Below are 17,599 nucleotides of genomic sequence, written 5' to 3' on the forward strand. Positions count from 1 at the left end.
CCCGTGCGGCATCAGCCCCTCAGGCCATTGGTGTCACTATCTCTCGGGCCTCTGTGAACCAAAGTTGGGCTCAGCATCACATATGTCCAAGGATCCATTTTTGGCACAAGCGACCCAGTCGCCGACGAAATCTGGCATCCGCAGACATCAACAGTGCCCCCAGTGGGTAGAGGGCTGGTCCATGAAAACGATCACAGTCTTTCTGAGCGGGATTATCCTGGCTTTCGTTGCCGCCTTCGGCGCCGAGGCAGCCGTGCCTGACGCCAAGCGCGTCGCGCTGGTGATCGGCAACACCAACTATGTCCATGCGGTTACCTTGCCCAACCCCGCCAACGATGCCCGCCTCATCGCATCGACACTGCGCGATGCCGGCTTCGAGGTGATCGAAGGGGTCGATCAGGACAATGCAGGCATGCACAGCCTCATCAGCCGGTTCACCGAGCAAGCCTACGACGCCGACCTGGCGGTCATTTTCTATGCCGGTCACGGCATGCAGGTCGACGGCAAGAACTACCTGATACCGGTCGACGCCGATTTGACATCGCCAGCCTATCTCAAGACGCGCACCATTCAGATCGACGACTTCATGGCCGCGCTTCCGCCCGACCCGGCGATCGGCGTCATCATCCTCGACGCTTGCCGCGACAATCCGCTGGCAAGGACGCTGGCGGCCTCGCTGCCGAAAAGCCGATCCACCTCGTTGGGCACCGGCCTGGCGCCGGTCGAAGCAAGATCGGACGTCGTCGATACTGGTGGCCTGCTTATTGCCTATGCAACGGATCCGGGCGCCATCGCCTTCGACGGCGACGGGGTCGACAGTCCTTACTCCACCGCGCTCGCCAGGCATCTGACCGAGCCCGGCGTCGAAATCCAGAGCGCGCTGACGCGCGTGCGCGGCGAGGTGACCGAAACCACGCAAGGTCGCCAGCGGCCGTGGCATAACGCATCGCTGGGACGCGAGGTTTTCCTGGGTAAACCCGTCGCCGCTGCGGCGCCGCCGGCCGTAAATCCGGTAGCCGACGCATCCGCGACATCCGCCCCTGCCCCTGTCGCCAATGGTTCTCTTTCCTGGGAAGTCGAGCAACGTCTTTGGGATGAGGCCTCGAAGCACAATTCTGGTCCGTTCTACCAGGCCTATCTCGACCAGTTTCCGAACGGTCGTTTCGCCACCGTAGCGCGGCTGAACATCGACGAATTGGACGGCCCGAACGCTCAAAACCGGCAGGTCGCGGCACTCGATACGAACCAGGCGAACGCCGGTCCCGGCTCCGCCGTGCGCACCTCTGTCAGCGTTCCGGACGAGATGAAGCAGAAGCCGGGCACCGAGTTGACGGAAAGTGCGATGGGCCTCGACCGCCAGAGCCGCATCGACCTGCAGTTGCGGCTTGAAGCGTTAGGCAACGAGCTTGGGCTGATCGACGGAACCCTGGGCTCTCAGACCCGTGAGGCGATCGGCATCTGGCAAGCCGATAACGGACTGCCACAAACTACCTATCTGACGCGCGAGCAACTGGCGTTCCTGGTGATCCAGTCAGATCCCGTGATGGCAGCCGTGCGCGCCGGATATGACGCCGATCAAGCCCGTACGGCACAGCCGAGGAAGCCCGTCGTGCAGAAAGCCCGCGCGATGAAGCCGGTGGCACAAGGACCCCGCAAACAACGGCAGGTCGCTCAGAAGTGGCGCGACCGCGAGATCATGGTGCGGCGGGATGAACCTGCTCGGCCGCGGGACAATTTTCTCGCCAGGGCACTGATTTTCGGCGCTGGTGTGGCCGTGGGCAGCGTGCTCAAACACTGACCGCCGCGCGTTACTGCGCCTTAATCCGCATTTCCACGCGACGGTTGACCGGATCATACGGGTTGGGGCTGCGTGGATTCTTTTCGCCCATGCCGATGGCGTCGATGCGGGCGGGATCGACACCACTGGCCGTCAGGAAGGCTGCCACCGATTTCGCTCGTCGTTGCGACAGGCCCTCATTGTAATGCACAGTGCCAGTGGCGTCGGTGTAGCCTTCGACGACGAAGCTGAACGTGCTCAGCCGGCTGTCCTTCAGCGCCTTGGCGAACTCGTCGAGTTCAGAGCGCGCAGTGGTGTCGAGTGCGGCCGAATCTAGGCCGAAATTGATCAGCATATCGAGACTCGATTTCTCTCCCGGCGCTTCTTTTGCCTTGGTCTTGGTCTTGCTCTTGCACTCCTCCTCGGTGCCGACGCAAATTCCCCGCGACTTGCCGAGATCGGCCGCGCCGGCAAAGAACTTGACAATGTCTTCTGATTTCTGAACAGGATCGGCGAAAGCGTGGGTCGAGAAAAACACCACGACCGCCAAGACAAAAGTTGAACTGCCCCACTGCATAACGGTTACTCCTATCTGAGCATCCGATTTCGATGATGGCGATCATACCAAATTCCAGTGCAATTGTCTGTCGATAAACGCCGGCGGCACGATAGTGCCGTTGGCTGTTACCGGATCATTGGTCGAGACTTGACCCGCGCCGCGCCTGAGGCTTGAGTGACCAAGGCTTCTCGATGAAAGCGTGGCGGTCATGGCCAATGGGCTCCGATTCAAGACGGCACGAGATCTTTTCACGGCTTGTCCGGCTATTGCCGAGGACATGAGAACCCTTCCAACCGACCAAAACTCGATCGCGTTTTGCCGCCACCTGCTCGCCGGGCGCGTTCCCGAGGAAGCGATCACATTCTGTGCCTACCTGCTTGCCGAGCGGGCCGCGGTCTGGTGGGCGCATGAATGCCTGAGCCATCTGACCGAGCTGTTCGATGGAACCGATCAGGAATTGCTTGCGCATGTTCGCGACTGGGTGGCTGAACCGGACAATCCCCGCCATCAGGCAGCCGTCCGCACGGCCGCGACGACACCAGCAACAACGCCAGTCGGCTGGATTGCGCTGGCTGCTGGATGGCGGAACAATGGTTCGGCCATGGACGCGACGACAACACCGGCCTTGCCGCCATTACCTGCTGCCCACGCCGTCAATGCCGGGATTCTGGCCGGCCTGGCGCGTGTCGCTCTCGCGGACCGGTTTGCGGTTCTTTCCGCATTTGTCGAAATGGGCATCCAGATGGCGGAGATCGAGGCGCGCCAATCGGCTGATGCCTATTAGAGCCGCTTACTTGCAGCCGCCTTGCGCCCATTTGGCCAGCGCCACCTTGAAGCGTGTTCCCAGCGGATGTTGCAGGCGCAAGACAGAGACATCATTGGCGGCGAAATTCTTCGCCTGATCGCACAGCCGGGCCTCGTTCCATTCATGGCAGCCGTCGCAGTGCTTGCCTTCCCAGACCGACTTGTCCAACCCCTCCACCGGGCTGAACAGGGGCTTGCCCTTGATCAGTTCGGCGATGCTCTTGCCGTCGATCGCCGCATCGCCGAAGTCGACCGGATGATTGAAAAGGATCGGGGCATCCGACGCCAGTTTGGGGATTTTCTGGCGCAGCACATCGAGCGCAAGCTGGTCGTTGCTCGGGCCTGACGGACTAGCCGGGCTGGTGTTGCGCGCGTCGGAGCCGCCTTCGGCTTGAGGTGTGCTCGCCTCGCCCACGATCAATGGCGCATTGAGATCGACCTTGTGCAGGACGACCTCCGTTGTCAGCGAAACGTTGAGCCAGGGGCGCTGCTTGCCGGCGGTTGCCTTGAAGACATCACCGGTCACCCGGTTCATCGCCTCGGTGATGGAGACGTTGGCTTCGCCGATGTGCTGAAGCAGCGCCGCAGTGAACGGCGAATGTTCGCCCGACCCGTCATAGGCGACCTGATTGGGACTGGCGGCGAAAGCGACAAGCGTGCCGGCGCCACCGTTCTCGATCGGGATCTCGGCCAGGCCGCTCATCGCACCGTGGACGCCCGCAGTCTTGGCCAGCACTTCGGCGAGGGGATTGTCGCGGCAAGCGTCGAGGAACACCAGCCTGATGCTGGTCTCGCGTGACATCTGGCGCAAAACAAAATCAAACGACACGGCCTCGAAGTCGAGGGAAGTCTCGTCCTCCAGCGCGGCGTCGACCGGAAGCAGGTAGTTCTTGCCCGAAACCTGCAAGCCGTGGCCGGCGTAGAAGAACAGCGCGATATCGGCACCGCGCACCTGTTTTGCGAACTGGGCGATCGTCGCCTGCGTCTGCGGCTTGGTCAGGTCGAAGCCCGAAACCACCTCGAAGTCGAGCTTCTTCAAGCGTTCGGCCATGGCCTGGGCGTCGCGCACCGGATTGGCGAGGGGTGCCGCGTGCTGATACTGGGCGTTGCCGAGGACAAGGGCGACGCGGCGCTCGGCGCTGGCGGCCGTCATAGTCAACAGCAAGGCGAGTACCACGAGACCGGCGGCGCGAAAGAAGCGGCCGCAACGGGCGATCAGACCGGACCTCACCGCACCCTCAGAGCTTGGTCGCGGAAAACTCGATCCGCCGGTTGAGCGCCTTGTTCTTTGGCGTATCGTTGGCGGCAACCGGCCGCTCCTCGCCATACCCGGTCGCCGTGATCTGCGTGCGCGCAATCCCCGCGGCAACAATGGCATCGGCGACCGCCTGGGCCCGCCGTTCGGACAATTGCTTGTTCGCCTCCGGCGAGCCGTCGGAATCGGTGTAACCGGAGACCTCGACCTTGAGGCTCGGGCATTTGCCGACGACACCTTCGACCTCTTCAAGCAACGGCCGGCTCTTCGCATCGAGCCGCGCGCTGGCCGGCCGGAAGTAGATGGCGCCGGTGCGCGACAGCACGGCGAACCGGTTCAGGCATTCCTCGTCGCTGAAGTTCGCCTTGGCGGCATCGGTGGCAACGGGGCCAACCTCGGCTGAATTCGCCGCGGCGGTCGGAGCGGCGGCCGGCTTGCTGCCGTCAGCGGTGAAGACGAAATCGAACGATACCGACGCGGTCGGCACGATGTTGGTGACATTGGCTGCCTGTTGCAGCTTGTCAACGTTCGGCAACAGGCCGAAATCCTCGACATGGACAGCGACCGGAGCCTCCGAAGCAACCGACACCATGGTGTCGCTGATCATAGTGACGACGACGCTGGCCTCGAGGTCCTTGTCGACGCCGTGCAGATTGAGACGGAAAGGCAAGGTTGCCTTCACCCTGCGCTTTGTCGCGAGATCGGCGAATGCGGCGGGATCCACCTTCGCCGTCAGCTCGGCCGTCGGGTACTTGAATGTCTCGAAGAACAGGAAGCGCATGCGAACATTGCGCAGGTCGACGCCGGTATCGACCGAGTTGAGGTCGAATGTGACCTTGGCATCACCCGCCGCGCTCAGCGTGCCGGTGATGTTCCTGATCTTGTTGGTCTCGACGATCGTGTTCTTCTTGACCGACTGGTAGGTGATCACCGAAGCTGCGGGATCGAGCGTCCAGTTCGGCGCGGCGCTGGCGGCTTGCGACCCGAGCAACAGCAACAACGTGAGGCCAAGAGCCCTTGCTGCAGCAAGGCCTTTCGACGTTGTCTTCCACCAGAATGCGACGACTTCGAACATGGAACGCCCCTGCCCAGGACCACCGTATCGACCCGACATCAAGCGGGGAGCATAGAGCACTCGCGGTTGGTTGGCGAGTACGGCTGCAAATCCTAAGAATGCAGGATAATCGGCGAAGAACTGATGCTGCCCCATTCCTGAACTAAGCCTAAGCCGGTGTGAAACGATCCGGGAGTCAGTGCCGCCACGACCAGGACATGGTCGTAGCTACGTCCGGCATTCTTGAGGTTTGATCAACCTCCCCAACCGCCGCCTCCACTACCTCCGTTCCCGCCTCCACCCATGGACGGAGTGACTGGCGGGGGGACAGGTGCCGTTTCCTCAACCGGCTTGATCACCTTTTTGGCGGTGACCTTCTTCTGCTGGTCGATCTTTGGCGTGGACGTCGTGCGAACGAGCTTCTGTCTGTGCTTCGTCGTCGTCACCGTTGGTTCGGCCGTGGGCGAAACGGACATGCAGCCCGCTAGCGCCGCCAGGGCACCGGATAGAACCGTTGCAATCAATGCCTGCTTCACTGCCGTGCCCACCATTGCCTCCTTGTGATCAAAACAAGTCCCGACGCGGATTGGCTTGCTCCCAGACCGCTCTGGCCGTCTTGACCAGTTGGTCGTCCAGCGAGCCGTTCGCCGCGATCTTCGACTTGAGTTCGCCGTGCAATTGCTTCAGCGCCGCCGTTTTCGCCTTCACGCCGAATTTTGTCAGCGTCGCCTGGGCGCCCGGCAATTCCTTGCGAAGATCGAGTGCCACCGCGAAGGCCAGGTAGCGCACCGCTATCGCCTGGTCGGCCTTGTCGCCCTTCTGCATTTCGAGAGCCGCCCGGTCATAGGCGCCGGACTGATCGCCGCGGGCCGTGGCCAGTTCGAACAGTCTCTGCGCTTCATCGAGGTTCTGCCCGACGCCGACACCGTCCCGGTACATGCGCGCGAGGCTAGCCGGAGCGTAAGGCTGGCCGAGATCCATGGCCTTCTGGAAGAGCCCGTGCGCCTGGCTGGGATCCTTCCCGACACCTACGCCGGCGAGGTAATTTCGGCCGAGCAGGTTCATCGAATACATGTCCTGCCGCTCAACGCCCGCCTTCAAGAAGGCCACGGCGCGGGCCGGATCGGCGGGCACGCCATTGCGGCCCTCCGTGAAGATCGCGGCAAGATCATTCATCGCGTAGGTATGGCCCATGGCTGCCGCCTTGAGCAGAAGGTCCAGCCCCTTGCCAGTGTCGCGCTCGACGCCATAGCCGTTGAACAGGGCACGTCCCCATGACGTCATCCCGTAAGGATCGCCCTTGTCGGACGCCGCCGCATAAAAGGCATTGGCTTGCTTGCGGTCGGCAGGCATTCCCGTGCCCGTCGCGTTGAAGTAGCCAAGCTCGAACACGGCACGGACGTGACCATTGTCGGCTGCCGCCTGGACGGCTTTCTTGGCGTACTCGACCTTGCCGGCTGCCAGCAGCGCTCGGCCCAGTTCGTAGCGGAAGCGGGCGACGTCGGGATAGGCTTTCACCGCCGCCTCGCAGGCCTTCACGGCCTCGGTGCCGATTTCATTCGGAAGCAGGCCGGGGACGACGCCTTGCAGGTCGAGAGGCTCGCCGGCGGCCTGGTCGCAAGGATCGACGCGTGGCGACAGCTTCATGGTGGCGGGCTTGGATGAACTGCTGTCGGCGCGGATTTCGAAGCCGACCTCTACCGGCTGGGCAGCACCGATCTGGGGTTCGTAGCGCAGCTGGTCGACCTCGTCCGCCATCAGGCTCGACTCCGGCGACAGGGCACGATCCGGCAGGGACAGCGTTCCCGTTGCCGGATAGCTCGCGAGTTTCAGGCTGACGGAGGGATCCTTTGTGGGGAAATCCAGATTCAGCGGAACCGGGCCTACTCCGACCGGGACGCTGATCTCGCGGTTTTCGATCGCCTCGGCGGCGCCGGTGATATGAATGCCCCGCTCCAGCACCTGCTGCTTCTGCTCGGTCTCGAGCGAAGCCGCAATCTGTTCGCCTTGGGCGCCGTGGCCATCCTTGACACGGAACACCATGATGCCCCGGGCTTCGCCACCCCAATTGTCATGCGTGGCGTAGGCCAGCATGTCCACCTCTTCGGGCGCACCGGCGCCCTTGGGCACATCCATCTTCAGGCGTGGCAGGTCCACGCCCTGAATCTCTTCGCCGACCTCGACGGCCCTGCCGTCCAGCAGCAGGCGTCCGAGCACGGGCGGCCTTTCGATGCTGACGGTGATCGATCCGCCATCGACATCGACCGGTTCCGGCAGGTCAAGGGCAACAGGCCCGACACCCGACGGCACGACTTTCTCAAGAACCGGCGGCAGCGAAGGCCGGCTGGCACGGCGCATCAGGACAACTTCGTCGATGAGCGAGGAGTTTTCCCAGGGAACCTGCTTGCCGTCGGTGGCCTCGACCACATCCCGGCGCACCGCGGCCATGACCGTGCGTATCTCTTGGTTCGGCGCCAGCGCCCGACGCGAAAATGCGGACGAAAACGGGCTGAGGTCTCCGCCTCCATCATAGGCGACCGCCCCTGGCTCGGTGGCAAAGGCGATCAGCGTATTCAGCGAGCTTTTGACCTGTGCAAGACCGGTGTTGCCGGCCGTGATCAGCTGGTCCCTCAGCCAATAATCCTTGCGCGGAAACGGATTGTTGCGACAGGCGTCGAGGATGATCACCTGGATCTTCGATTTCGCGCGCAATTGCTGCAGGACATCATCCAGCTTGACCGCCTGGACCTCTATGTCGGCTGCATTCTTCAGCGAGGCATCGACGGGGATCAGGAAATTCTCGCCACCAATCTGAAAGCCATGACCGGAATAGTAGACGACGGACAGATCGGCGCCGTCCGCCGCAGCAAGGTAGTTGCGGAACTGCTCCTCGAATTGCAGCTTTGTGAGGTCCTTGGCAACGAACACTTCGAAGCCGGCCAGCCGAAACGTCTTGGATACGTCCTCGGCATCCTTGTCGGGATTCTTGAGGGCGGGGATTTCCCGGTACTCGGAATTGCCGATCACCAGCGCGACCCTTCGATCGGCCGACGCATCGAACGTCGTGAAGGCGGCCACGAGGAAAACCGCGATTAATCCGCACAGCCGGAGCATGGCAACCGCCTCAACCGCCGCGACCTGACGACCACAAGCTCCCCAGATTGCGGTATCAAGGTCTGATGAAGAACTCACAATCCGCCGAAACAGCAACAGGAAAAAGACTGAAAAACCATCGCGGCAGCAGGCACCTTCGGAATGTGCAAGGTACCTCAGAGCAGACCCATCCGCAATGAGTGTCTAACCGCACCGGCATGGCCGTCCGGATCCGACGCATTCACCAAGCTTGAACCCAGAGACGGGGTGCAGTGAAGTCGGAAGGCCTCGTCATGGGATGGCCAAAGACAAGACGAGCGGCAATTCCATTCCGAAGTGCCGGATGCGCCAGATTGTCGAGGAAAACTTTCAAGCCATGCCGGCAGGCAGCGAGTGATGCAGGATTCCAATATCAAACCATCGCTGCTGGTTCAGCCGCCTATGTGCACGTCATTGTACGCCAAAGCGCGACACGGTTCTAAGGACGCTTTACATCAATGCTTGACATGTTCAGCATTCAGCTTTGCCACCATCTTTTGGGAGGCGACTGATACTGGATGCAATGGGTAGAAGCGAAGGCTACAGTGCCGAACCCGCCCTATCGCCGCCGTTTCCCCTGCTCCCACTCGATCGTTTCCAACCCAGCTAGGACCTTGATCTAGCTTGGTTTTTTCTTTCCTGCGGCACTGAAAGCCGACACACGGCCCCTCAAAAAGTTACACTATTGACTTTAAACGGAAAATCGCCGCAAAAAAAGTTTTGAGGTTTCATAGACTATCGGAGCCAATCGGTCGGTTTTCGCTCTCTCGGTGCTCAGTCGCACACTCGACCCGATCTCAAAAAGTACCGTCAGCACAGTCTATCACGCCCCGCTGGAGCGATCCATCCATCGCAACCAAAAGAGCCAGCCTGCTCCATTGGCACTTGGTAGCGCCATCATTCATGCAAGCCCCAGTTTCGATCAGGGTCGTTGCGTCGATTGTCGGCCTACGGCGGGACCGTCTCGGAATGCCGGGGCTGACCATCCGATCCTGTCCAGTCAACCGAAGGCGCCAACCTGTGCTCTTCCCGCTATCGCTCTTGTAGCCGATGACCTGCTTATGCACAGTGATGCCCGCTAACACCATCGGACCTGATCCGGTGCCAATGTTAGCAATAAACACGCTGTCGATCAGGCGATGCATGAGATCTCGCTCTAGAATGAGCGATGGGTCTTTAACCGCTTGCTCTGCTCCTTCTCTCCGCGAGTTGCTTCCTAAGTTTGTCTCCTTCGGCAAGATAAGCTTCTGCTTGAGGCGAATTCGTTGGCGTACAGCCTCTCTTCATCGGAAGGCGCCCGTTTTTGTAGGCTAACAGGATCGCTGCGGCTGCATCAGGACCAACCTCAAGAACGAGATCGAGCCAATTCCTTTCGGGTATGTAGATGTCGGCGCGCTCAGCTTTCGACAGAACATCTCCTTCAAGAACGAGCCTTCTCGTCTTAATGGGCATGATACCAGGCAGGCTAGCAAGGAAGTCCGTAAGAGAGCGCATCGCCGATTACTATAGAGTCACTCGTAGGCGGCTAGAGCAGCCGATGTCTTACTGCTGTCGATCGATCAATATTGCGCCAGCCTTCCCCCATGATCCAAATCCGACTACAGAGGGATGCTGACCCGGTGACCTTGCAGGAGGGTGATTTCGTGAGACCGCACTCGACCACTCGTCGTCCGGTCACTACCGAGCGCATCGAACGAGTTCTCGACCGCATCGCAGAAATCATCGTCGCACGCGGCGAGCAAGGCGAGGCATGGCTTCCGCTATATGACCACCTGGAGGCCGCGCTGCAGAATCTTCAGGCGAAGGAAAGGCGCCTTTCCGCAGTGCGTGAGCGAGTCAAACGTTCTAAGGGTTGAACGAGGACTCGACCTATGGCCCGAAGCTTAGTCCAGGCATTTTTCACCCCAGGGCTTGCCAATACATAGCGAAGAGACGCGTTTGTCATAAGGCCCCGTTGGCTGGGGTCGATATGCGACATAAGAATGTTGTTTTTATTTAGTTTTATCACAATATGTAGCACATTCAGGGCAACTGCCGTAAACTGTGTCGATGAACACCTTCCGGCGCGACCCAGCACGACTGGCTGCAGCTTATGGTCGGTGCAATCGGTGCGAAATTCCGCTCGCAATGGGAGCGGCCATTGGCGCGCGTGGCCGCGAGGGCTTGAGCCCGCAAGCGGACGGGTCCGCACTTTATTCCGCGCGTGACGATCCCAGATGACAATACTCGCTGGCTTGGGCTGATCACGCGATGCGCAACAGCTTGCGCAGGCGGACAGGCAGTCGGGGCGAGGCTTGAAGCTCAGCACAGCTCGCCTCCCATCGCTTCAGATACACGGCGATCGGGATACCGGTTCGGCCGGGCCAGCGGTTGAGTGCACCCAGCGCCTCGACACAGTCCGGCGCCGCCTCGTACTTGAGGTAAGTGTGACGGGTGCGATCAATGAGACTGAGACGAATAGGTCCAAACCAGTGGATAAGCATCGCAATATCACAATAGGTAGCACAATTTGTAGCACAAACTTTGGGCTCCCCCAACATTTATGCTTTGAAGCTTTATGTGGCGTTTGGGTGGATCTGAATTGGTCAGACTCGATTGTTTCAACCCAGCTAGATCATTGATCTAGCTGGGTTTTTTGCTTACGGCACCGAAAGCCGACGCATGGGTCCGTCAAAAAGTTACGCTGTTGAAAGGCTTCAGAGCGCCCTCGCCCGCAGACGGAGGTGAATTGACGCGTTGTGCCATACAGATCTGTGCTTACAGCGACTGCAGTCGCGCGATGTCCTCGGGTGTTGCAGCACGCTCAACTATAGTGCGCCCTGAAGGGTCCTTCACCTCCAGGCGGCCATTCTCAATCTCTTCCTTTGTGCCGTCGGGATGGGTGACTTCGGTCTTGTCACCTGAAATCTCGACCTTATCGTCTGCCGCGTTCACGTGCTCCTGCCCATCATGCCCAATGTCGTCACCGGCATCGTGGTCTGCACCATCGTCGCTGCCACTGCGGCCAGAGTTGCCGCCGTGCCCAGAGTCGTGATCTCCATCGCTGCCAGACCCGGAGTTGCCGCCATGACCCTCACCACCACTACTACTGCCGCCGCCACCCTCGCTCTTGGCATACGCGGCGGCTATTTGGATCTTGCCCGAGCTCACAAAGCTGAGCTGATAGGGCGCCACCACCAAAGCCAGGACAGTTGACGCCCGAAGGGCGAGCAGCAAGGTTCGGGTTAATTTTGGATTCTGCATGATAGGTTTCCTCCTCAATACATTGAGACAACGCAGAAGAGACGGAGATATTCCCACTATGCCCAGAAAAAGGCGAATGCAGGACCTTCGCTGGCGCTACCTCAGGACTTAGGTCGGATATGCACTGAAAGCACGCTACGCGTCCAACCTCGGCTCGGCGCAGAGGTCCAACCATAACCCGCCGCAATCACAATATCCGCAACCGGTTGGGTCACGCATGCTGACATCGTGGCTAATTAAACGGCGGGCGATGATCGAGGGTGGAAAGCGCCGATAGGTGGCCAAGACCGATCATACGCTGCCGTTTCCGATAACCGATTTGAGGCCGAGTTCTGACTGTCGGCTTACGGGCGTCGAGCTTGAATAGCTGCCGTTAGGCGCGCTAATTTCAACGACGACTTTCGCCAGGATCGCACCCATCGAATGGGGAGGCGCTCAACGGTTCGTTGTGCTAACCTCGATAGCCGCGGAGGGCGCTATGGGTGAGAATCGCAAGCTAGCCGCAATTCTAGCCGCAGACGTGGTCGGATATAGTCGGCTCGCCAGCGAAGACGAAGATCGCACCTTGGCGAGGTTGCGGGCACTACGCAGCGACCTGATCGATCCGACCATCGCCGTGCACAACGGGCGCGTGATCAAGCGCACCGGAGATGGAGCGCTTGTCGAGTTCCGCAGCGTGGTGGATGCCGTGCGCTGCGCTATCGAGGTGCAGAACGGAATGGTGGAGCGCAACGCCGGTGTACCGCAGGACCGTCGCATCGAGTTCCGGATCGGCATTCATCTGGGAGACGTTGTCGAGGAAAGCGACGGCGACCTGATGGGCGATGGTGTCAACATCGCGTCGCGTCTGGAGGGCGTTGCGGCGCCCGGGGCCATCTGCCTGTCCGAAGATGCCTATCGCCAGGTCAAAGCGAGGCTCAACCTCTCGGTCGCCGATCTCGGCAGCACGCAGCTCAAGAACATCGCCGAGCCGATCCGAGTTTATTCGCTGGCGGTCGGTGCCGCCGGCGCGAAGGCGATCGCGACGTCGGAACCCTCGACGAGCCGGCCCGGAGGATCAAAGTCGGCAAAGCTGTCGATCGCCGTCCTGCCGTTCGCCAATATGAGCGGCGACACCGAGCAGGACTACTTCGCCGACGGCATCAGCGAAGACATCATAACCGACCTGTCGAAGGTCGCCGGCCTCTCGGTCATCGCCCGCAACTCCAGCTTCACCTACAAAGGCAAGAACATCGATGTCCGGACGGTCGGGCGCGAGCTCGGCGTGACTGCGGTGCTCGAGGGCTCGATCCGCCGCGCCGGCAACCGCGTCAGGATCAATGCCCAGTTGATCGATGCGCGGACCGGGACCCATGTCTGGGCGGACCGCTACGACCGCGACATGACCGATATCTTCGCGCTGCAGGACGACGTGACGCGCCGCATCGTCGAAGCCCTCAGGGTTGCCCTGACCCCGGCCGAGTCGGCGCGCATCGCCCATACACCAACGAGAAACATCCAGGCGCATGATCTTTTCCTGCGCGGGCGCGAGGTCTTGTCCGGTCCTGATAAGACAAACGAGACATTCGAGCGCGCGGTCGCCTTGTTCATCCAGGCGATTGAGCTCGACCCCGACTATGCCGAACCGTATGCCGGCCTGGCTCACGCTTACAACCACGACTTTCAGAACCACTGGAGCGGGCGCACCGACAGCAAGGAACTCTCTGCCCATTATAGTCGGCTGGCGCTCGAGAAGGGCCCCAACCTGCCCTATGGGCATTACATGGCCGCGCTGGTGAAGTTTTGGGAGAAGGATCCGGCCGGACATCGCGAGGAGGTGGAGAAGGCGCTTGCTCTCAACCCCAACTTCGCACTGGCCTTCGGCCTGCGCGGGGTGGGCAACATCTACAACGGCGCGCCGCTGGAGGCGATTCCGGATCTGGAGCACGCGCTGCGCCTCGATCCGCTGCAGGGCCATTTGACCTGGCACTTCATCGGCTCGGCTTACCTCCTGGCCGGGGAGTACCAGAAAGCGGTCGAGGCATTTCGCGAGCGTATCCGCGTGTCGCCCAAGACCGACCTGTCGCGGGGGCTCCTTATTGCCGCGCTGGGCCACCTCGGCGACGTCGATGAAGCACGGCGCGTGAGCGCCGAGCTAAAAGAGATAAACCCGAGCTATCGCTTTTCAGAGCACGTGGGGCGGCTACCCTTCAGCAATCCGGCCGACGCCGAACGCATCCGGCAGGGGTACGCCAAGGCGGCGATACCCGAATACGCGGACGAAAGCCCTGCGCCTGCACTAGAGGTTTCGAGGGGCCGCTAGGTCGGCGGCGCGATGAAGGCCGGCACCATTATTAAGTGGGTTTCCCCCGTCTCGGTGTTGGTATTTTTGATGGTATCCAACCACCTGATGTATTTTGGCGATTGGCAGGATGAAGGACCAAAAATCCTGGCTTAGTGCCGTTTTTCACCAGTTTGGTTGCACCCATAGAATCCGGCAACCGGAATTGAACCGCCGCCAACCGGCCGTCTCATGCGACATCCGCTCATTGGCCCGGACCGATCATACTCACGAGAGCGCCGCGCTATTCTGGTAGCCCGGCAGCATGAAGCGCATCACCAAGGCATTCCGCGAGCGCCTGAGCGCAGTTCACGCCCGCAAACTGGCGACCGTAGCGAAAAGTTGGGTGCAGTTCGAGCACCCGTGCGGCAGCTGCCCTCGCTTCTTCCAACCGGCCGAGTTTGGCAAGCGCAGCGGCCAATTGCACATAAGTGATGCTGTGTGCGGGATTGGCCTGAACGGACTTGTAAGCGGCGCGACAGGCTTCGTCGTAGCGGCCGCACAGCAAATGACTCATCGCCTGCGCGTCGAAAGCGGCGAAGGCCCAAGGATCAAATGGGCTTAGCCGCATGCCTCGTTCGCTCCACTCGATGGCTCGCTCTGCTTCTCCGCTCCATCCGAGGACGACGCTGCCGAGAATGTAGGTCAGCGCCGATGACGGGCTGATCGCAAGCGCGGCTTCCATTGCAGTCAAAGCAGCGCTGCGGTCATGACCATCCATGCCGAGGGAAAATCCCGCGAGAGTCAATGCGGACGCATCGTCCTGTCCATGAAGGATGGCGGAGCGCGCATGGCGTATCGATGCGGCGCGGTTGGCTTCCTCCAAGCCCCTTCGGAGGAAGAGGCAGTGGTGACACATCGCAGCGTTGCCGTGCGCCAGCGCATAGGCCGGATCGAGTTCGATGGCGCGTTCGAGCAGCACGAGCGCTCGCATCGCCCGCTCAGGCATTCCGGAATCAACGTCAAGCTGGGCCCGAAGCACAAGGTCATAAGCATCCAGGTTATCCGGACGCCTGCGCCTCACCCTGTCGATTTCGGCACGCCGCAGGCTCGGTGCGATTGCGCCGACGGCCGAAATGGCGATCTCATCCTGAAGCGAGAAGATATCGTCGGAGCTGCGGTCATATCGCTCGGCCCATACATGAGCGCCGGTCGATGCATCGATCATCTGGCCGGTCACGTGCACGTGGCCCCCGACCCTCCGCACGCTGCCTTCGAGTACATACCGGACGCCAAGCTCGCGGCCGACCTGCTTCACGTCCAAGGCGCGGCCCTTGTAGGCAAAGGTCGAATTTCGCGCGATGACGAGCAGCCAGTTGATGCGCGCCAGGCCGGTGATGATATCGTCAACCATACCGTCGGCGAAATAATCCTGCTCCGGATCGCCGCTTAGGTTCGAGAACGGCAAAACCGCGACCGAGGGTTTGTCCGGCAATGTCAGCGTTGCCGGTTCTGCTCCATCGACTCTCGGTTCGCGGCTATCGGCTGTGACCGCCGGCCCGATATAGCGGTAGCCGCGTCGCGGCAGCGTTTCGATCCAGCATGCGCCGCCCGCCAAGTCCTCAAGGAGCCGCCGTGCCGCCGCAATCTGGACCGTAAGGTTGCTGTCCTCAATGGCCTGTCTGGACCACGCCGCCTCGATCAAAGCTTCTTTCTGAACCGGCGCACCCGCCTTTTCCACAAGCCGCGCAAGCAACGCGACCGCCCGCTTGCCGAGCGGCGTCGGCTCGACGCCGTGGAATAGAATTCCCGCATCGGCGTCGAGGCGAAACGGGCCAAATGCAAAGCGTGTTGGCATTTGCGAAGAAGATACCGTTTGTGAATTTTTCGCAACGATTTCGGAACGGCCTAAGGACTTGCCGAAACGCCAAGCACATCTTGCCCACATGTTACCAATGGAGGATCAGATGAGCGTCGCTCCCGTCATTCGCATGCCCGAAGAGAACAAGGGGGGCATGCTACGTGGCTATCCAATGGTGTTCCTCGTCACTGGCGAGGATACGAAACATACGAGTATGTTCGACTGGACAATCCCGGCCGGGTTCGCCACCGGCCTTCATGTTCACCGCGTGCAGGAGGAAACCTTCTTTGTGCTTGAGGGCGAATGCGTGTGGCATGTAGGGAACAAGACGATCCACGCGACCCCAGGTACTTTCCTGTTTATTCCACCGGGGGCGCCGCACAATATCACCAATATCGGCGAAAAGCCTGCGCGGGTGCTGATGACCGTCTCTCCGCCTGGGCATGAACACTATTTCGAAGAACTTGCCAAACTGGCTACACACAGCTCTCCGGATCCGAAAGCGCTTGCCCACTTGCGGGACCGTTACGACACTGACCAGCTCTCGACCCTGACAATAAAAGTGTAGGCTTTGATTTGCGGTATCGCGTAATGGCGCAAGCCGCGCATCGTCGGCACCTGCGATGTCCGCTTCTGAGGGTGTACAGGCGGCCCTGAACGACAGGGATGAGGCGCATTACCGCCGGGCAGCTGGAGCCGGAACCGGGCTGTCAGCTTCCAGCTTCATCACAGTGACGTCGGCCCCTAGCCCGCTCCCTCCGGCCGCGCGCTTGATCCGTGGTGGACGGCCTTGCCATGGTGCAGCCCCAGGGCCGAATCTATTGCAGATCAGAGTATTTGCCTCAACCTTGGTTAAACCGGGAAACAAACCGGTCGAACCTCTCGTTTGCGCCGCCACCAAACAGACGATTGGGTTTGCCTTCAGCCTCGATCCGCCCCTGATCCAGAAACAAGACTCGGCTCGACACGTCGCGTGCGAATGCCATTTCATGGGTGACGATGAGCATGGTTCGGCCCTCCGCCGCTAGGTCGCGCATTACCTTCAAGACCTCCCCAACCAGTTCGGGATCAAGTGCGGATGTCGGTTCGTCGAAGAGCAAAACCCGCGGTTTCATGACCAGGGCCCGAGCAATGGCTGCTCGCTGTTGTTGGCCGCCTGACAACTGGGCTGGGTACGCCTTGGCCCGCTCCAGCAGGCCCACCCGCTTGAGAACGGCCTCGGCCTCGTCCCGGACCTCTGCGCGGTTTCGGCGCTGGACGTGGAGCGGCGCCTCCATAAGGTTATCGAGGACGTTCATATGGCTCCAGAGGCAAAAATTCTGGAAGACCATCGCCACTTGCGTGCGGAGCCGATCGACCTGTTTGCGATCCGCGATTGATAGGTTGCCGTTCGTTGCCCGCAGCCTGACCTCCTCGCTAAAGATGCGCAGGTGTCCCGCCGATGGCATCTCTAGAAGGTTGAGACAACGCAGAAAAGTCGACTTGCCGGAGCCGGACGCCCCCAGAATGGAGACCACTTCTCCGTCCTTGGCCTCGAAATCTATACCCTTCAGGACCTCCACACTACCAAAGTGCTTGTGAAGGCCTTCAACTGAGATAGCGGCAGTTTCAGCAGTTCTATTTGAGGCGGCGGAGGCGGCGACATGAGCCATGT

The 17,599-nt window shown here is 60.8% G+C and carries 13 protein-coding genes; 5 read left to right on the forward strand and 8 right to left on the reverse strand.

Annotated elements, in window-relative coordinates; translation table 11 throughout:
• Nucleotides 1-181 precede the first annotated feature (181 nt).
• Entirely contained in the window at nucleotides 182-1,798 is a 1,617-nt protein-coding gene (locus EN824_RS30675) for a caspase family protein (RefSeq protein ID WP_135907087.1), read from the forward strand.
• A 10-nt stretch (nucleotides 1,799-1,808) separates the two neighbouring features.
• Here the strand turns inward: EN824_RS30675 and EN824_RS30680 are convergent, their stop codons facing one another.
• Nucleotides 1,809-2,354, reverse strand: coding sequence for an OmpA family protein (locus EN824_RS30680; protein WP_135880703.1), 546 nt, complete (start codon nucleotides 2,352-2,354; stop codon nucleotides 1,809-1,811).
• A 190-nt stretch (nucleotides 2,355-2,544) separates the two neighbouring features.
• Here EN824_RS30680 and EN824_RS30685 point away from each other — a divergent pair, with 190 nt between their 5' ends.
• The gene (locus EN824_RS30685; protein ID WP_189521918.1) at nucleotides 2,545-3,120 is read left to right on the forward strand and encodes a hypothetical protein; all 576 of its coding nucleotides are present in this window, start codon (nucleotides 2,545-2,547) and stop codon (nucleotides 3,118-3,120) included.
• Nucleotides 3,121-3,126: 6 nt separating this feature from the next.
• Here EN824_RS30685 and EN824_RS30690 read toward each other — a convergent pair whose 3' ends face one another.
• The 3 genes from EN824_RS30690 to EN824_RS30705 all read right to left on the reverse strand — a co-directional run bounded on the left by EN824_RS30690 (nucleotide 3,127) and on the right by EN824_RS30705 (nucleotide 8,563).
• Nucleotides 3,127-4,371 (reverse strand): caspase domain-containing protein, encoded by a 1,245-nt coding sequence (locus EN824_RS30690; protein ID WP_245521047.1) that lies wholly within the window; start codon nucleotides 4,369-4,371, stop codon nucleotides 3,127-3,129.
• A 7-nt stretch (nucleotides 4,372-4,378) separates the two neighbouring features.
• Nucleotides 4,379-5,470 (reverse strand): OmpA family protein, encoded by a 1,092-nt coding sequence (locus tag EN824_RS30695; RefSeq protein WP_135907054.1) that lies wholly within the window; start codon nucleotides 5,468-5,470, stop codon nucleotides 4,379-4,381.
• Nucleotides 5,471-6,013: 543 nt separating this feature from the next.
• Nucleotides 6,014-8,563, reverse strand: a complete 2,550-nt coding sequence (locus EN824_RS30705; protein ID WP_135907044.1) for a caspase family protein — start codon at nucleotides 8,561-8,563, stop codon at nucleotides 6,014-6,016.
• Between the two features lie 1,637 nt (nucleotides 8,564-10,200).
• On the opposite strand from EN824_RS30705, the gene EN824_RS30715 reads away from it, so the two are divergent.
• Nucleotides 10,201-10,437, forward strand: a complete 237-nt coding sequence (locus EN824_RS30715; protein ID WP_135917255.1) for a hypothetical protein — start codon at nucleotides 10,201-10,203, stop codon at nucleotides 10,435-10,437.
• A 387-nt stretch (nucleotides 10,438-10,824) separates the two neighbouring features.
• On the opposite strand, the gene EN824_RS30720 is transcribed toward EN824_RS30715, so the two are convergent.
• Entirely contained in the window at nucleotides 10,825-11,064 is a 240-nt protein-coding gene (locus EN824_RS30720) for a hypothetical protein (protein ID WP_135880709.1), read from the reverse strand.
• A gap of 274 nt (nucleotides 11,065-11,338) precedes the next feature.
• Nucleotides 11,339-11,824 (reverse strand): hypothetical protein, encoded by a 486-nt coding sequence (locus tag EN824_RS30725; RefSeq protein WP_135917256.1) that lies wholly within the window; start codon nucleotides 11,822-11,824, stop codon nucleotides 11,339-11,341.
• Nucleotides 11,825-12,302: 478 nt separating this feature from the next.
• On the opposite strand from EN824_RS30725, the gene EN824_RS30730 reads away from it, so the two are divergent.
• A complete protein-coding gene (locus EN824_RS30730; RefSeq protein ID WP_135933045.1) occupies nucleotides 12,303-14,126 on the forward strand; it encodes an adenylate/guanylate cyclase domain-containing protein in 1,824 nt (607 codons plus the stop codon).
• Between the two features lie 262 nt (nucleotides 14,127-14,388).
• On the opposite strand, the gene EN824_RS30735 is transcribed toward EN824_RS30730, so the two are convergent.
• Nucleotides 14,389-15,942 (reverse strand): winged helix-turn-helix domain-containing protein, encoded by a 1,554-nt coding sequence (locus tag EN824_RS30735; RefSeq protein WP_135933046.1) that lies wholly within the window; start codon nucleotides 15,940-15,942, stop codon nucleotides 14,389-14,391.
• A gap of 109 nt (nucleotides 15,943-16,051) precedes the next feature.
• On the opposite strand from EN824_RS30735, the gene EN824_RS30740 reads away from it, so the two are divergent.
• Entirely contained in the window at nucleotides 16,052-16,513 is a 462-nt protein-coding gene (locus EN824_RS30740; RefSeq protein WP_135917258.1) for a cupin domain-containing protein, read from the forward strand.
• Between the two features lie 274 nt (nucleotides 16,514-16,787).
• Here EN824_RS30740 and EN824_RS30745 read toward each other — a convergent pair whose 3' ends face one another.
• Nucleotides 16,788-17,597: an ATP-binding cassette domain-containing protein gene (locus tag EN824_RS30745; RefSeq protein ID WP_135907034.1), complete on the reverse strand. Its 810-nt coding sequence runs from the start codon at nucleotides 17,595-17,597 to the stop codon at nucleotides 16,788-16,790.
• Between the last annotated feature and the right edge of the window lie 2 nt (nucleotides 17,598-17,599).

It is taken from the genome of Mesorhizobium sp. M8A.F.Ca.ET.181.01.1.1 (genome assembly GCF_004792025.1).
In the GTDB taxonomy this organism is placed as follows: domain Bacteria; phylum Pseudomonadota; class Alphaproteobacteria; order Rhizobiales; family Rhizobiaceae; genus Mesorhizobium.